At 43.8% G+C, this 16,303-nt stretch carries 12 protein-coding genes; 8 read left to right on the forward strand and 4 right to left on the reverse strand.

Features of this window, described 5'->3' with window-relative positions; translation table 11 throughout:
• Positions 1-2 precede the first annotated feature (2 nt).
• From ABZD21_RS11005 to ABZD21_RS11020, 4 genes are read right to left on the reverse strand one after another with little or no spacing between them, the layout of a single operon-like run.
• Complete coding sequence (locus ABZD21_RS11005) at positions 3-2,543, reverse strand: circularly permuted type 2 ATP-grasp protein (protein ID WP_372775038.1); 2,541 nt, start codon at positions 2,541-2,543, stop codon at positions 3-5.
• 4 nt (positions 2,544-2,547) lie between these two features.
• Positions 2,548-5,883 (reverse strand): DUF2126 domain-containing protein, encoded by a 3,336-nt coding sequence (locus ABZD21_RS11010; RefSeq protein ID WP_372775039.1) that lies wholly within the window; start codon positions 5,881-5,883, stop codon positions 2,548-2,550.
• 21 nt (positions 5,884-5,904) lie between these two features.
• Entirely contained in the window at positions 5,905-6,867 is a 963-nt protein-coding gene (locus ABZD21_RS11015; protein ID WP_372775040.1) for an alpha-E domain-containing protein, read from the reverse strand.
• An 11-nt stretch (positions 6,868-6,878) separates the two neighbouring features.
• Positions 6,879-8,318, reverse strand: coding sequence for a circularly permuted type 2 ATP-grasp protein (locus ABZD21_RS11020; RefSeq protein ID WP_372775041.1), 1,440 nt, complete (start codon positions 8,316-8,318; stop codon positions 6,879-6,881).
• A gap of 363 nt (positions 8,319-8,681) precedes the next feature.
• Between ABZD21_RS11020 and ABZD21_RS11025 the strand changes: the two genes are divergently transcribed.
• From ABZD21_RS11025 to hemG, 8 genes are all read left to right on the forward strand, one after another.
• The gene (locus ABZD21_RS11025) at positions 8,682-8,831 is read left to right on the forward strand and encodes a hypothetical protein (RefSeq protein WP_372775042.1); all 150 of its coding nucleotides are present in this window, start codon (positions 8,682-8,684) and stop codon (positions 8,829-8,831) included.
• 80 nt (positions 8,832-8,911) lie between these two features.
• Positions 8,912-9,682 carry a threonine/serine exporter ThrE family protein gene (locus ABZD21_RS11030; protein ID WP_372775043.1) on the forward strand — a complete coding sequence of 257 codons (771 nt, stop codon included), beginning with the start codon at positions 8,912-8,914 and terminating at the stop codon, positions 9,680-9,682.
• 4 nt (positions 9,683-9,686) lie between these two features.
• Positions 9,687-10,196, forward strand: coding sequence for a threonine/serine exporter family protein (locus tag ABZD21_RS11035; protein WP_372775044.1), 510 nt, complete (start codon positions 9,687-9,689; stop codon positions 10,194-10,196).
• Between the two features lie 469 nt (positions 10,197-10,665).
• Positions 10,666-11,055 carry a nuclear transport factor 2 family protein gene (locus ABZD21_RS11040; RefSeq protein ID WP_372775045.1) on the forward strand — a complete coding sequence of 130 codons (390 nt, stop codon included), beginning with the start codon at positions 10,666-10,668 and terminating at the stop codon, positions 11,053-11,055.
• Positions 11,056-11,273: 218 nt separating this feature from the next.
• Entirely contained in the window at positions 11,274-12,062 is a 789-nt protein-coding gene (locus ABZD21_RS11045) for a hypothetical protein (protein ID WP_372775046.1), read from the forward strand.
• A 141-nt stretch (positions 12,063-12,203) separates the two neighbouring features.
• Entirely contained in the window at positions 12,204-13,208 is a 1,005-nt protein-coding gene (locus ABZD21_RS11050; RefSeq protein ID WP_372775047.1) for an NAD(P)-dependent alcohol dehydrogenase, read from the forward strand.
• Positions 13,209-13,573: 365 nt separating this feature from the next.
• Entirely contained in the window at positions 13,574-14,950 is a 1,377-nt protein-coding gene (gene hemN, locus ABZD21_RS11055) for an oxygen-independent coproporphyrinogen III oxidase (RefSeq protein ID WP_372775048.1), read from the forward strand.
• Positions 14,950-16,302 carry a protoporphyrinogen oxidase gene (hemG, locus tag ABZD21_RS11060; RefSeq protein ID WP_372775049.1) on the forward strand — a complete coding sequence of 451 codons (1,353 nt, stop codon included), beginning with the start codon at positions 14,950-14,952 and terminating at the stop codon, positions 16,300-16,302. Before hemN ends, hemG begins: the two co-directional genes overlap by 1 nt.
• Position 16,303: the final 1 nt, after the last annotated feature.

Here is a 16,303-nt window from a genome sequence, read left to right on the forward strand (position 1 = left end):
GGCTAGGCGAAGCTTTGATTAATTAATTGATTTTGCTGGTAGCTATGACTGAAATAAGTGGTTGTAACGGCCAATGAAGCATGAAAAAGCAAGTCGCTTAATTCGGACATTAAATGGTCGAGATCTTCGCGAATGCTACTTCCCGGGGAAACCTGAACCAATTCAGCACTGGTTGCCAACCGTAATTTGGCAAAACCTTCAAAAATAAATTTTTCGTAATTGGTTAATTCGTGCGACTGTTGCGACAGTGGTAAAACGGCCAAATCCTTATTCAGTCGGTTAAATCGGTAGGCCACGGAGCGCGGATATTTTTGATCTAAAATAATCAAGTCAATCACATTTTCCAGCTTGATGTACGAACGGTAACTGTGTCGGTAAATATTTAAGCTTTCGTGACTGTTTAATAACGATTCAAGAATTTCATATTCAATATGTTCATCGTGCTTAACAACCAACAGGCTGCGACATTTTGAGATGTTAAGCATGCTTAGCTCGAGTTGAAGTCCGATGAAATACAACAAAAGGCCATGCTCGATTAGGATGCATTCTTCCACTAAACCCATAAAGGCGATCAGGCGTGTAATTAGCTGATCAAGCGTTTGAATTAGCTTTCGGGTATTGATGTTCTCGTCCAGCAGCACATCTTTCCAAATGGTGTTGATGCGTTCAAAAACCCGCCACATATCTGACGACCACAAATTCCGGATCGAATAATAGGCATTGAAAAACATGTCCATCGTATGCGATAAACTGCCTGCCCTGTTCGAGTTTAGAATGACATCGTAAATTTCTTTTACCGGATCTTGAATTGGTTTGTCGCCCACAAATCCGGGGAAAGTACAGGTAAGATTAGTTACCGCTTTCAGAAGTGCATCGAGACTTTGATTGTTTGGCCTTCGCTCGTTGAAGTTTGTAAAGTTCATCTGCTTAAGAATCATACGCAGAAAGCGAGCGGTTGAAAGTGCCCGCCCAACGTAACGTCCGGCCCAAAAAAGGTTTTCAGCCGTCAAACTTGGGAGATCACTTAGTCCGGATTCTATAAAATTGGTTGGCCGGGAAAGGCTGACAATCGGCTTCTTTTGATCGTTATCCTTGCCAAGAATCCATAAATCTTTGCTCAATCCACCCTTTTGGTTTGTAACAGCGTTGTTGCCAACGCCGGAGGCTACCCGAACCAATCCTCCGGGCATAACTTCGTAGCCACCATTTGAGGCAACTCCGAAGGTTCGGATGGTCATATTGCGCGGTTCCAGATTATGACCGACAAAAGTGGGGGTTGTTGAAAAACCAATTTGTTCCTGTGCTACAAAGCGATAGGGACGATCGATAATTTGAGCCCGTAGTACCTCCAGATCTTCATTGTTCATTTGAAACCCAACAAATACGCTATCGTTGTGTGGGCGATCGATACGCCGAACCACCAGCTCTGAAAGATGTTCAAGTACATATTGTCGTTCTTTTTCCTGTCCGCACCACCACGAAGCAACCTGCGGCAAAATTAATTCCTGATTGAGGAAATACTTTGCGATGCCCGGAATGAAGGGAATCAGGCCCGGATTTTCAAGCACCCGCGATCCAATTGGATTGATAATGCTCACATTTTTTTTGCGAACCACTTCTAGCAAGCCGGGAATACCCAGCTGGGAATCTTCGCGCAGCTCGAGCGGATCTGAGTACAGATCATCGACACGACGCAAGACCACATCAACCTGTTTGAGGCCTTTCAGTGATTTCATCCAAAGATAGCCATCGCGCGCAACCAGATCATTTCCCTGAACAAGCGGATATCCCATGTACGATGCCAGATAGGCATGTTCGAAATAGGTTTCGTTCAAGGGGCCTGGTGTCAACACGACAATGACCGGGGAGTCGATTTTTCGCGGTGACGAGTTGATCAGCAAATTGTTGAAATGCTGAAAGAATGGCTTCAGCTTTTTGTAATACAATCCTTTTGATAGCTCAGGAAGAACCCGGCTAATCGTTTGCCGGTTTTCAAGCGCATAGCCCATACCCGATGGCGCCTGTGTCCGATCGCTGAAAACCCACATTTGTCCGTCGGGCCCCCGGGCGATATCAGCCCCGTATAGTTGAAGGCGTTTGTTTGACAGGTATTCAATTTGGTCGCACTGGCGGATAAACCCACGGTGCGAGTAAATCACTTCCTGCGGAACAATTCCATTGTTTATTAGATCCCGCTTGCCATATAAATCCTTTAATATCAGGTTGAATAGCTCTGCGCGCTGCTGGATTCCCTTTTCAATGGTTTTCCATTCCTTCGCGTCGATAAGTGAAGGAATGGCATTTAAATTCCAAGGGCGGTTCAGCCCCTGAGGATCATTATAAACATTGTAGGTGACTCCGTTCTCCGAGAGATACCAATCCAGATCAGACTGACGAGAGGTCAGGTCTCCATGTCCAATGGTGGCTATATTTTGAAAAAGTACTTCCCAATGTGCTTTCACCGAAGCGTCTTTTCCAATCGCTTCGTCGCTGGCACGTCCAATGGTATAGTCTTCAAATGGTCTGTATTTGGTATCAGGCATCAACTTATGTTATTTTCCAATTGTGTCTTAAATCGAGCGTATGCGGGAACTCCAAACTTACAGGAATTTCTTTGTAATCAAATGTTTTCACATCAGAATGTACAATTACCGACCTTACAGGTAGTTGATCAACCATTTGACTTTCCGGAGAAGCAATTTCTCCTTGTGTGTGACCAAAGTCCCAGAATCGGTTTATTCTGCGCGATTCGGCCTCGTAGCTGTTCACCGGATATGAGTCGTATGAGAGACCTCCCGGATGAGAAACAAAGTAGGTACAGCCTCCGATCGAACGTTTATTCCAACTGTCAACAATGTCGAATACCAGCGGAGTATCAACGCCAATTGTCGGGTGGAGCGACGACCATGGCTGCCATGCTTTGTATCGGATACCTGCAACGTACTCACCCTTTTTGCCGGTAGCAGATAGTGGTACTTTTACGCCGTTGCAGGTGAGTGTATAGCGTTCGTCCACAAAATTATTTAGCTTAACCTGAATACGCTCAACCGACGAGTCGACATAACGGGCAGTACCGCGACCCGACATTTCTTCACCCAAAACATTCCAGGGTTCAATCGCCATTCGCAACTCAAGATCAATGCCTTGAATGTTGACCATGCCGTAAAGTGGGAATCGGAACTCGAAGAACGGATCAAACCAGTCGAGTTTGAATGGGTATCCGGCTGCATTTAGTTGCGAAACAACGTCCTTGATATCTTCTTTGGCATAATGCTCCATCAGAAAACGGTCGTGAAGCTCGGTGCCCCATCTAACCAATTTGTGCTTATACGGTTGGCGCCAGAACCAGGCAACCAACGTTCGAACAAGCAACATCTGCAATAAACTCATTCGGGCATGAGGTGGCATGTCGAAAGCACGAAGCTCCAGAATTCCCAACCGTCCGGAAGAGGAATCGGGAGAGTATAACTTGTCGATGCAAAACTCGGCACGATGGGTGTTTCCGGTAATGTCGGTTAGCATGTGGCGAAACAAACGGTCGGTCAGCCAGTAAGGTACATCTTGTCCATCGGGTATTTGCTCAAAGGCAATTTCCAGCTCGTAGAGGTTTTCGTATCGGCCTTCGTCAACCCTTGGTGCCTGACTCGTAGGACCAATAAAAGCTCCGGAAAATAAATAGGAAAGTCCCGGATGATGCTGCCAGAAGGTTAATAAGCTACGTAATAAATCAGGCCTGCGTAGTAGCGGGCTGTCTGCTGGTCGTTCGCCGCCTAGCGTAACGTGGTTGCCGCCTCCTGTTCCGGTATGTTTTCCGTCGAGCATAAACTTTTCGGTTCCCAGTCGGGCAAGCTTGGCTTCTTCGTATAAGGCAAGTGTGTTGTCAGTTAGTTCTTTCCAGTTTTTGGCCGGATGAATGTTCACTTCAATAACACCAGGGTCAGGGGTTACTTTTAGTTGCTCCATCCGATTATCGCGTGGAGGTTCGTAACCTTCCAGTATAATCGGAACCTGCAATTCTACAGCTGTTGCCTCGAGAGCGGCCGCCATATCCAGAAATACTTCAGCGCTATCGAGCGGAGGCAGGAAAATATAGAGTTTGTTATCCCGAATTTCGCTGCAGATGGCGGTGCGAATAAACGGTAAGGCTTGGGTGATTTTAGGTACTCCGGCATTTTTTCGTTGTTGCACGACCTCATGATACTCGCCCAACGAACCAGTTTCAGCATACAAATCGGGCTCAAAAACAGGCTCGCTGTCGATTGTCGGGCTCTCGAGAAGCGAACCCAGAGGGAGTCTTAATCCCACCGGTGAGTTTCCGGGAGTTAGGAATAAGTTCTTGCGTCGAAATTCCCATTTACTACTGATCCAATGATTTTTATATCGGTTTAGGGGAAGCACGAAACCTGCCGGGTCGTTCATTCCCTTATTTAGTAGTTCACTTAATTTTTGCCGCTCCAACGGATCTTTCAGATCCGTTTTCAATGGATCGACATCAACAGGCAGGCGTCCTTCTTCCCATAAAAAGTAGAAAGCGTCTTCATAGGCCGGGATAATTGTTTCTGCGTCCATTCCCAGGTAGCTGGTCAGGGTTTTTAAAAACTTCTCGGCAAGTTCCGGAGCAGGTTTGTAGGAGTCGGTGAAAGAAGCCAGAAGTTCCGGATTTTTCCAGACCGGAAGACCATCTTTTCGCCAATATATGCCAACTTGCCAGCGAGGTAAGGGTTCGCCTGGATACCATTTCCCTTGTGCATGATGCAGGAGCCCGCCTTTACCAAACCGGCTGAGCAGACGAGTGGATAGCCTGGACGCCAGTTCACGTTTATGCGGTCCGTCGGCAGCTGTATTCCATTGTTCCGATTCCATATCGTCAATGGAAACAAAGGTTGGTTCGCCACCCATTGTCAAACGCACATCGCCTTTCTGAAGTTCTTTTTCTACCTCGAACCCCAGTTTGTAAATCGATTCCCATTGATCTTCGGTATAGGGTTTTGTGACCCGGGGTGATTCGAAAATACGAGTAACTGTGTTGCTGTGAAAGAACTCGGTTTTACAAACATCGGTATAGCCGGTCACTGGGGCGGCACTTTCGTATGATGGGGTACAAGCCAGCGGAATGTGTCCTTCGCCGGCCAGCAAGCCCGAAGTGGCATCGAAACCAATCCATCCGGCTCCGGGGATATAGGCTTCAGCCCAGGCATGAAGATCGGTAAAATCAGCTTCCGGTCCCGAGGGGCCATCAAGCGATTTTTCGTCGGCAGCCAGCTGAACGAGGTAACCCGAAACAAAGCGGGCACCAATTCCCAGATGACGCAAAGCCTGAACTAGTAGCCATGCAAAATCGCGGCACGATCCGGTTCCTATCTGAAGCGTTTCTTCACATGATTGAACACCCGGTGCCATCCGAATGGTATAATTGAGATGCTTGTATAGCTTTTGGTTAAGGTCGATTAAAAAGTCAATTGTTTTACGGGATTTACAGTTGACCGTTTTTAACCATTCTTTCAGAAGCGGACCACTTTCTCTGATCTCCAGATAGGGGATTAGTTCTTTTTGAAGAGTTTCGTCGTAGGTAAACGGATATTCCGTTGCCGATTCGTCAATAAAAAAATCGAATGGATTGATCGTTTTCAGATCAACGATAATTTCAACTTCGACTGATAGCTCATTGGTTTTTTCGGGGAACACCAATCGGGCCTGGTAGTTGCCGAAAGGATCTTGTTGCCAATTGAAAAAGTTCTCTTCCGGTTTTATTTTAATCGAATAAGCTTCAATTGGTGTTCGACTATGAGGAGCCGGACGGAGACGAAAAATATGCGGCGATAAGTTTATCGTCCGGTCGTATTTGTAGATCGTCTTGTGAGAAATGACAACTTTTAAAGCCATGAGCAGTTTATAATTTGGTAATTACGATTTCGAAACATTGTTTTCGATCGAGAAGAAAGAGTCGGAAATAGCCTGAGCTGCGTTATTGAGTTTGATTTGGATGTTATCCAAATATTCATGCATCCCGGTGTTTATAATGTCGGTAATATCGGTGTATTCAAGCTGCGAAGTCATCTGCCCGACTTCTTTCTCTGCACGATTGGAGTAACCGATCGTTTGACCGGAAATAGCCTTCAGTGATAATGTTGTATGTTCCAGACACATTGTGATCGACCGTGGGAATTCCTTGTCCAGAATCAGAAATTCAGCAATTCCTGCCGGAGTGAGTTTTCCGTAAAGTTTCCGGTACATGTCGTACGCGCTAACCGATTTTAACAAAGCTGCCCATTGGATGATATCGACTGAAGTGCCAACATCTTTTGGCGATGGCAATAACAGGTGATATTTTACATCCAGTATCCGCGATGTTTTGTCGGCTCGCTCAAGTAGTTTTCCAATTCGGCCAAAATGCCAGCCTTCCGTACGAGATATGGTCGCGTCGATAATTCCCCAGAATAGCTGGCAACCTTTTTTTATTTCATCAAAGTATATTCTGGGATCTCGTTTTGTCCATATCTTTTTCGACAACCCGTTCTTAACCAGATAATAGAGGGAATTAACCTGTTCCCAAAGCTCTTTGGTAATTTCGGGACGAATGGAACGTGCGTTTTCACGCGCATTAACAATGCAATTGTAGATTGAATTTGGATTCTTGGGGTCGAACCCAAGAAAATAAATCACCTTTTCCTTGTCGATAGTTTTGTGCATCAATTCATATAAATCCCAATCACCGGTTGTAACGACCAAGGGTTGCCATTGTTCTGAAACATTTGGTGGCAACTCCAGCGATAGATTAAAACTTACATCCATAAAGCGGGCATAGTTCTCTGCCCGTTCCATATACCGGTTCATCCAGTACATTGCGTCTGCTACTCTACTCAGCATGTTTTTTCGTTTTATAAATTGTCAACAACCCACGTGTCTTTGCTACCTCCACCTTGAGATGAGTTTACCACCAGTGAACCTTTTTTCAATGCTACACGGGTAAGCGCTCCGGGAATGATTTTCATCTCTGATCCGTATAGAATATACGGCCTCAAATCAACGTGACGACCTTCTATTCCTTCCTCGGTAAGGGTCGGAACGCGTGAAAGGTTAATGGTAGGCTGAGCAATATAATTTCGAGGGTTTTTCTTTATTTTCTGTATAAATTCAGCTTGTTCTTCCTTAGTCGATTTTGGTCCGATCAGCATTCCATATCCACCGGAAGCATCGGTTTGCTTCACAACCAGATCAGCAATATTTTCGATAACGTATTTTTGGTCGTCTTTGCGGTCACAAATGTAAGTTTGAACGTTGGGGAGTATCATTTCTTCGCCTAAATAATACTTTATGATCTCCGGAACATAGGCATAAACAGCTTTATCATCGGCCACGCCGGTTCCGGGGGCATTCACCAACACCACATTGCCTTTCAGGTAGGCACGAAACAAGCCGGGTGTGCCTAGCAACGAATCGGGACGAAAAACTTCAGGATCGATAAAATCGTCGTCAACCCGACGGTAGATTACATCAACCCGTTTCAATCCTTTCGTGGTGATTTTGTATACAAAGTCATTTTTAACAACTAAATCGCGGCCTTCAACTAATTCGGCTCCCATTTGCTGAGCCAGATAGGCATGCTCAAAGTAAGCCGAATTGTAAATACCCGGAGTAAGAACAGCAATGGATGCCGGTGCAACTGGTGATAGCGATTCGAGCATGTCGCGCAGGTAGTGCGTGTAATCATATACCGGCCGAACATTTAGTTTTTCAAATACTTCGGGGAAGGAGCGCTTTAATATTTCACGATTCTCGAGCATATACGAAACACCGGAAGGACAGCGCAGGTTGTCTTCCAATACATAGTAAGCTCCATCGCCACCGCGAATAATGTCGGTTCCGGTAATATGAATCCAAACCCCTTTGGGTGGTTTTAGCCCAATACATTGCTTCAGGTAGGTTGAGCTTGAAAAAATTAATTCCTTGGGGATGATTTTATCCTTTAGAATCTTTTGATCATTGTAAATATCATCAATGAATAAATTCATCGCCTGAATTCGCTGTTTCAATCCTTTCTCCAGAAAGTCCCAATCCTGACCATTAATAATGCGTGGGATGATATCCAAATGGAGAATTCGCTCAATTCCCTGGTTGTCGCTATAAACGTTAAATGTCATTCCTAACGACATCTGAACTCTGTCGGTTGAGTGTTGCAACAGATTGAGTTTTTTTAACCCCATTTTCTTTAGCCGGTCAATAAAAAGGGCGTAATGAGGCCTGACTTGTTTGTCGTTGTCAAAAGTTTCATCGAAGAAACCTTCAGTTACATATTGTTGGAAGTCTATTTTTGTCATATTGCTGCCATGAGGTTTTTGTAATAACGGATTTTAAGAAGGAAAAGTTTTCCTGTCTTTCAAATTGATCATTTAATTAATCCAAATGTATACAAAATGTCATTCGGGCGTTCGTTGTTCGTGCAAATGTTCGGAATTGTTGTGTTTTATTTAATTTTCATCACTTTTAAATTACCCGAACTAAACGTCATAGTGGTTGATTTATGCTCTCTGTTCCACATAAAAGTAATCTTTTTTTTAGTTGTTTTCTAATTTAACCGGCAGGTGTGTCGCAATTATTCTACTCTATCTTGTGCGTTGGTTATCAGGTTAACTAACAAAAATAACGTGTCGGTTTTACCACAAGGAGAAAAAAAGTGAGATATGAAAATGGTTTTTACCGAACTGACAAATCCTGCTCTGATGCCTGGTTTTAAAGTCGATTGTTTTAAGCCTGGAATTTGGATTGAATGGCTGGCGATTGAACATAGTAATTCAGTAGTCGCTGAATCTGCTGCAATAAGATTAGTTTAAATTCAATTAACGAGTCTCTGCAAAATGGCCTACAGACTATGAAAATTCATTTATTTCGCCATTCAAAATAACCAGTCGCAATGGAAAACGCAAAAATAAAACGCATTCAGGATTTGAGCAAAATCTTACTTGAGGTAGGAGCCTTGTTGATGGCATCAGGAGCTAATTCGTCACGAATACGAATTACAACTTTGCGTATTGCCGGAGCTTATGGCTACAGTGCCGAACTGCTGATAACTCACCGGGCATTAATGTTGACTGTCTTCGATGAAGAATCGGACTATTTTTATAGTAGTTTGAAACGAACGTCGCCCCACGGAGCTAATTTCAAGATGGTTAGCGGAATTAGCCGAATGAGCTGGCGGATTGTCGAAGAAGCTTGGGATTTTCAAAAGGTCTGGGACGAAATTGAGCGGTTAAAATCGCTTCCGCACTATCCGCGCTATGTTATTTTGCTGACGGTAGCCCTGGCCGGAGCTTCTTTTTGCCGGTTGTTCGGCGGTGGCCCGATTGAAATGTTGTTTTGCTACGTCGCTACTTTCAGTGGTTTGTTCATTCGGCAGGAGGCTATCAAAAAAAGTTTTAATCCGTATCTCTGTATATTTTTTGCCGCATTTACTTCGTGTTTAATTGCCGGAAGTGCTGTCAAATTTCATCTTGGTACAACACCTGAACATGCTTTTGCGACCTCAGTTTTGTACCTTATTCCCGGAATTCCGCTGATCAACTCATTGTCAGATTTACTGGATGGAAATATCATGAATGGCTTGGTTCGTGGAATGAATGGTTTGATGATTTCCTTTTCAATAGCGTTAGGCATGTTGTGTACAATTCTAATTTATAATATTTAAACCGATGGAGTGGATTACATTTTTTGAAAAATGGATTTGGTTGGGATTTGCTGCGGTGGGTTTTGCGGTGCTGTTCAACGTTCCTCCGCGTACTTTGTGGGTGATTTTTGTGCTGGGAGCTTTAGGAGGCAGTTTGAAATTCTTTACGATGAAACTCGGCGGAGGAATAATCCTGGGTTCTTTTTTCGGTGCCATGTTGGTCGGTTTTTTAAGTATTTCAGCCGCTCATTTACGTCATGCTCCGCCATTTGTGTTTGCTATTCCAGCTGTAATTCCAATGGTTCCCGGAGCCTTTGCTTATCGTATGATGCTTGGAATTATCAATCTTACCGGCGAAGTCGACCACGAGATATACGGACAATTGCTAAGTGAAACGGTTAATAACGGGTTAATAGCGTTTTTTGTCCTCATGTGTTTGGCTTTGGGCGTATCAGCTCCTATGTTGTTGACTCGTCGCGAATCGGCAAAACAGATTAAAGTTCCATTGAAAATCGATGAGTTGATCAAAAGATAGTCTGGCCAGACTGCGATAATTTTTGCTTTTAGAATTTATAAAATGTTACTTTTTTTCGGTCTTAATACAGTGTACAATAGGATGCAATGATTATTGATCGTCAGATGCTGACTGTGTTTCATTCAGAAATAACCGGGTGATTGGTTTGTCACGCTCGTACTCCAGCATGCAGCCCCCTTTTGTGTTGCTTATTTTTAATAAATCTAAATAAAATGTAACTAATCAGGTTGCATAGGTCGTAGTAGTGAGTAGCAGCGACAACTTTAAATTCTGAAGAGTTATAAGCATGTTGTTGATTTCGTTTGGAGTTCGTATTTGCGATCCTTTACCGATTTAAATGATCAGTTGTTTGCTTATGACGTTCAGATCTCACCCCGAAATTCCAGTAAAAATACCAGCAGCACGTTCAACGGGGCTGTACTATAATATATACTTTCTGATACTAGTTCAATGCCCAAAAATTTGAAATATGAAAAACTTAGAAGTTCTGAAACAAGGATATCAGGATTTTGCCAAAGGCAATGTTGAGGCTGTTGCAGCGAATTGGCACAATGATATTGTTTGGGAAGAATGTCCCGGTATGCCGATGGTTGAAGGAGATGCCGTTTACATTGGAGCCAAAGCTGCTGTCGAAAAGGTTCTGGCCCGGCTGCCTGAGTTTTTTGATAATTTCAATCTTGAAATTTCCGACTTTGTTGACGGAGGTGACAAAATAGTTATGGTTGGCTATTACACCGGAGTGTTGAAAAGTACAGGAAAGCCATTTAGGGCTCATGCGACCCATACCTGGGCATTTAAAGACGGAAAAGTCAGCCACTTTATTCAAGCAGTGGATACGGCAACGATTCTTAATTCTTGATTGATTGATTGATTGATTGATTGATTGATTGATTGATTGATTGATTATCAGTGAATCAGTGTGCGATTGTTGGTCGCTGCTCCGTGAAAAATCAGCAAAATATCATTTGCTCTCTTCCCAAAGATATCACCCCGTCGAATATTTACGAAACGATCCTGCAGAGATAATACTTTTTCAATTTCTCAACAGGTCGGAAATCAAACATTAAAAAAATACAGATGAAAATAGTTTTAGTAGCAACATTAGTCATATTTCTGGCTATTGGAGTCAATGCACAGCAAGAACCTGCCACGGAATTTCTATTATTCGAATTTATGGAAGTGCCTGATGAAAATGGCAATGCCTATTGGCAAGTTGAATCTTTTTGGTCAGGAATTCATCAGCAACGAGTAGCCGATAGCTCGATTATTGGTTGGGACCTCTGGTCGTTGACCCCTTCTGGTACAAAGCAGGGATCTCAATTTTTAACGGTCACGATTTTTGCGAGTCTAAAAGACATGCTTAATTCGATGAATTCTCTGGATATTACGAGCTACGCAAAAAAAGCCTACCCCGATATGACCGATGAGGAATTTGGGGGTGTTATGGATATGACCGTAAAGTCGAGAGATTTGGCTCATCAGGTTTTGTTGGTCGGTATTGACAAAACCACTGACGACTATCAAATGAAGGTTGGCAGTATTGTTACTCTGGATATCATGAAGCAAGTGGCTGAAAACTATGAGGAAGCCGAGTCTGAAATTTTTAAACCCTGGCATCAGCAATTGGTCGACGATGGAAAGAAAGCTCACTGGGGATTGTTGAAAGCAATTCTTCCGGTAGGTAATGATGTTTACGGAACCCACATAGCCTATAGCTTTTATAAGGACATGAACCAGTTGGCCGAATTCATGGAGGGCTTCGGGGATAAAATGGATGTGATGACCGGAATGGCCGTTGAGCAAGGGCTGAAAACCCGGGATTGGCGAGAAATGAAAATCGGCAGATTGGTCATGATTGTACGATGAGAAGTACTGTCTGGTGTGTTTAGTATCGTTGATATGTAGGTATTTGTATCCCTTATTTTTGAGATACAGACCTTTTGGTGTTTTTTTGCAAAATAGCGTAACTTTATTCGAAAATAGTCACAATTCTAATTCAATTATAAAATGAAGGTAAAAGCATACGCAGCAAGCAAAGCTGCCGGAAAATTGAGTCCATTTGAATACGAATTACCCGCTTTGGAGAGCGAACAGGTCGATATTAAAGTTCATTATTGCGGCATTTGTCATTCCGACTTAAGCATGCTAAACAACGAGTGGGGAATGACTGAATATCCGTTTGTTCCCGGGCATGAAATCATCGGACAGGTGGTGGCTGTTGGTAACGAAGTGAAAAACCTTCGGGTAAATGATTTTGTTGGGCTTGGATGGAATTCAGCTTCCTGTATGCATTGCGATCAATGTATGGAGGGTAGTCATCATCTTTGTACAAGTATTGAAGGTACCATTGTCAGACGGCATGGTGGTTTTGCCGACTATGTGCGATGCCATTGGTCGTGGGCAATTTCGCTTCCCCAAGGGATTGATATTCAGAAGGCAGGTCCGTTGTTGTGCGGAGGTATCACGGTTTTCAATCCAATTATTTTGGCAGGTGTAAAACCGACTGATAAAGTTGGGGTAATCGGTATTGGCGGATTGGGACACATGGCCTTAAAATTTCTGAATAAATGGGGGTGCGAGGTGGTCGCCTTTAGTTCAAATCCGGACAAAAAGGAACAAATATTGGCCATGGGCGCAACTAAAGTCATTAATTCGAGAGATCCCAAAGAGCTGGAAAGTATTGCCGGAAGCCTAAGTTTTATTCTGAATACAACGAATGTGAAACTGGACTGGAACTCGTATTTATTGACGCTGGCACCAAAAGGAAGATTGCATACAGTTGGTGCAGTGTTGGAACCCATGGAAATTCCTGCTTTTTCGTTGATAATGGGTGAAAAATCGGTCGCGGGGAGTCCGCTAGGTAGCCCGGCTCTCACTAAAACAATGTTGGAATTTTGTGTTCGTCACAACATTTATCCGATGGTTGAAGAGTTTCCGCTGGATCAGGTAAACGAAGCAATGGCCCATTTGGAAGCCGGGAAAGCCCGGTATCGGATTGTTTTGAAAGTTTAAAAAACGAGCTAACGTAATTTTATTTCGAACGGTTTGAGTTTGCTTAATCCGATCGATTCAGAATTCAGTTGGCGTTAGAAATTAGTTCACAAATAGTTTGATGAATACGGATGAGCGATCATGTTGTCCGTATTCATTTTTTTTGTTTCATGATAATGCTGAAGGACCAACGTACAGGTTGAATAGTGGTTTTTGTTGTTTTGGTTTGGCTAGTTTGATCTCAATTTTCGCAACGAAATAAGTCTTTCCCCATCTGTTATATTTTTCCTACTTTTAGACCTCGTTGAAAGAAAATGAACAGGACTGATAGTCGAACTGTTTTGAACATACCACAGTCCACCAGAGCCTAATAATTTGATGATATTATGAAGATACCTGTCGATTTAATCGAAAAATATAATGTACCGGTACCTCGCTATACGAGTTATCCTCCTGCTAACTTTTTTGAGGCTAATTTTGGTACGGCTGATTATCTGAAAGCCGTAACGGAGTCGAATAGTGAACAGCCCGAAAACATATCTATTTACATTCACATTCCGTTTTGTACACAACTTTGTTTGTATTGTGGCTGCAATACGCACATTACGAAAGATGCCGATTTGATGCGTCGTTATGTCGACGCGTTGATAAAAGAGATTCAGATGATTCGCCCGTTGCTTGATAAAAGCCGCAAAGTTTCACAAATACATTGGGGCGGTGGTACTCCAAACGCGATTCCATCATCATACATTGGCGAAGTAATGGCGGTATTGAACTCTGAGTTTGAGTTTATCGACAAGCCGGAAATAGCGATTGAATGTAATCCGGCAGCCTTGAATAAACAATACATTGATGATTTGGCTTCCTTTGGCTTTAACCGGATCAGCATGGGAGTGCAAGACTTTCGCGAAGATGTGCTGAAGGCAGTCCACCGCGAGGTGCCCGAAATTGCGATTGAAGAGTTGGTTCACATGATCAAGTCGCATCAGGGAATGACAGTTAATCTCGACTTTATTTACGGTTTGCCATTCCAAACCGGCGAGTCGTTTGCCAAAACAATTGCCAGGGCTATTGAAATTGCGCCCGATCGGTTGGTGACTTTTTCCTACGCACATGTCCCCTGGGTGAAAAAGGCTCAGCAAAAACTGGAACAATATGGGCTGCCATCAGCTGACGAGAAAGTGAAAATGTTTGAAACCTCGTGGGCGCAGATGAAAGCAGCGGGTTACGTACCAATTGGGCTCGACCACTATGCCCGCCCCGAAGACGAGATGAGCAAGGCTTTGCAAAGTCGCACTTTGCACCGGAACTTTCAAGGCTATTGTACCCGCGAAACAACAGGGCAGGTGTATGCGTTCGGCGTCACCGGAATCAGCCAGCTGGAGAATGTTTATGCGCAAAATTCGCGCACCGTAAGTGAATATCTTGAACATATCGATAAAGGTGAGACTCTTGTGGTGAAAGGCTATATACTGACTCCGACAGAAAAAATTATTCGGCAGATCATCAATGAAATTATGTGCAACCAATACCTGTCGTGGACAAAAATTGGCGACCGGTTTAACCTGCAGCCGGAAGAGGTTAAAAACTTGCTCAACTTCAGCAACGAAAAACTCAACCCGTTTGTCGCCGATCATTTGCTTGAATATAATGATGATGAGATTATTATTTATGATTTGGGTCGCTTTGTTTTACGAAATATAGCCGCTGTTTTCGATATTCATGTTGGTGATCCGAATCGCAAATTTTCAAAATCAGTGTAATGAGCCAAAAAGTAGCTATTATTGGAGCAGGCCTAACAGGTCTTACAACGGCTTTTTACTTGAGGAAGCAAGGCGTTGAGGTAACTGTTTTCGAAAAAGCTGACCGGGTAGGCGGGGTTATTGAAACTTGCCGAACGGACGGCTTCACGTATGAGAATGGTCCGAGTACCGGGGTGCTGGGAACGCCAGAGGCTGCCGAATTGATCGAAGAGCTGAGCGATTTGTGCCGGCTTGAAATAGCAGACGAGGATGCCAAATATCGCTGGATCTGGAAAGACGGTCGTTGGGTCGCGCTGCCCTCGGGCTTGCTTGGCGGCATAACAACCCCCTTGTTTTCCTTCTCCGATAAACTGCGGTTGCTGGGCGAGCCTTTTCGTAAACCGGGAACTAACCCGAACGAAAGTTTGGCTGATTTGGTGCGCCGCCGAATGGGAAAGAGTTTCCTGAAATATGCGGTCGATCCGTTTATTTTGGGGATTTATTCAGGAGACCCGGAAAAGCTGGTGACCAAATTTGCACTGCCAAAATTGTACAATCTGGAGCAGAAATATGGAAGTTTTATTGGAGGTAGTATCAAAAAGGCCAAAGAACCCAAAAGTGAACGCGACAAAAAAGCCACTCGCGAAGTGTTTTCGCTAGAAGGTGGTTTGTCGAACTTAATTGATGCGTTAGTGCAAAAAATAGGTAGCGAACGATTGATTCTGAATGCAGCAGACATTAAAGTTAGTGCAGAAGAATCAGGCTATTCGCTTTCATATAATCAGAATGAAACGGTTCATTTTGATTGTGTTGTTTCAACCGTAGGAGCGTGGGCATTGCCTGAGATGTTTCCTTTTTTAGCCACCGATAAACTTACATCGATTACCAAGCTTCCGTATGCGAAAGTTGTGCAGGTGTCGGTCGGATTTCGGAAATGGGAAGGACGCGAATTGAAAGCTTTTGGCGGATTGGTGCCGTTCTGTGAAAATCGCCGGGTGTTGGGCGCTTTGTTTCTGTCATCGTTTCTGAAAGATCGTGCACCGAATGGAGGGGCATTGATTTCGACGTTTCTGGGCGGAGTGCGTAAACCCGAGATGGTGAAGCTGAGTGATGAAGATATAAAAAGTATTGTTGCTGAAGAGCTAACAGAAATGCTTGGACTAACCAAGTGGAATCCCGATCTGATGGTTGTTAACCGTTACCAACATGCGATACCGCAGTATGGGGCTGAATCGGAACAAAAAATGAAAGCAGTCGCCGAGATTGAAGCGAATTATCCGGGTTTGTTATTGGCCGGAAACTTGCGCGATGGAATTGGAATGGCTGACCGAATTAAGCAGGGACGGGAATTGGCTGAATTACTGATCAAGTAAC

Source organism: Mangrovibacterium sp., assembly GCF_041596335.1.
In the GTDB taxonomy this organism is placed as follows: Bacteria; Bacteroidota; Bacteroidia; order Bacteroidales; family Prolixibacteraceae; genus Mangrovibacterium.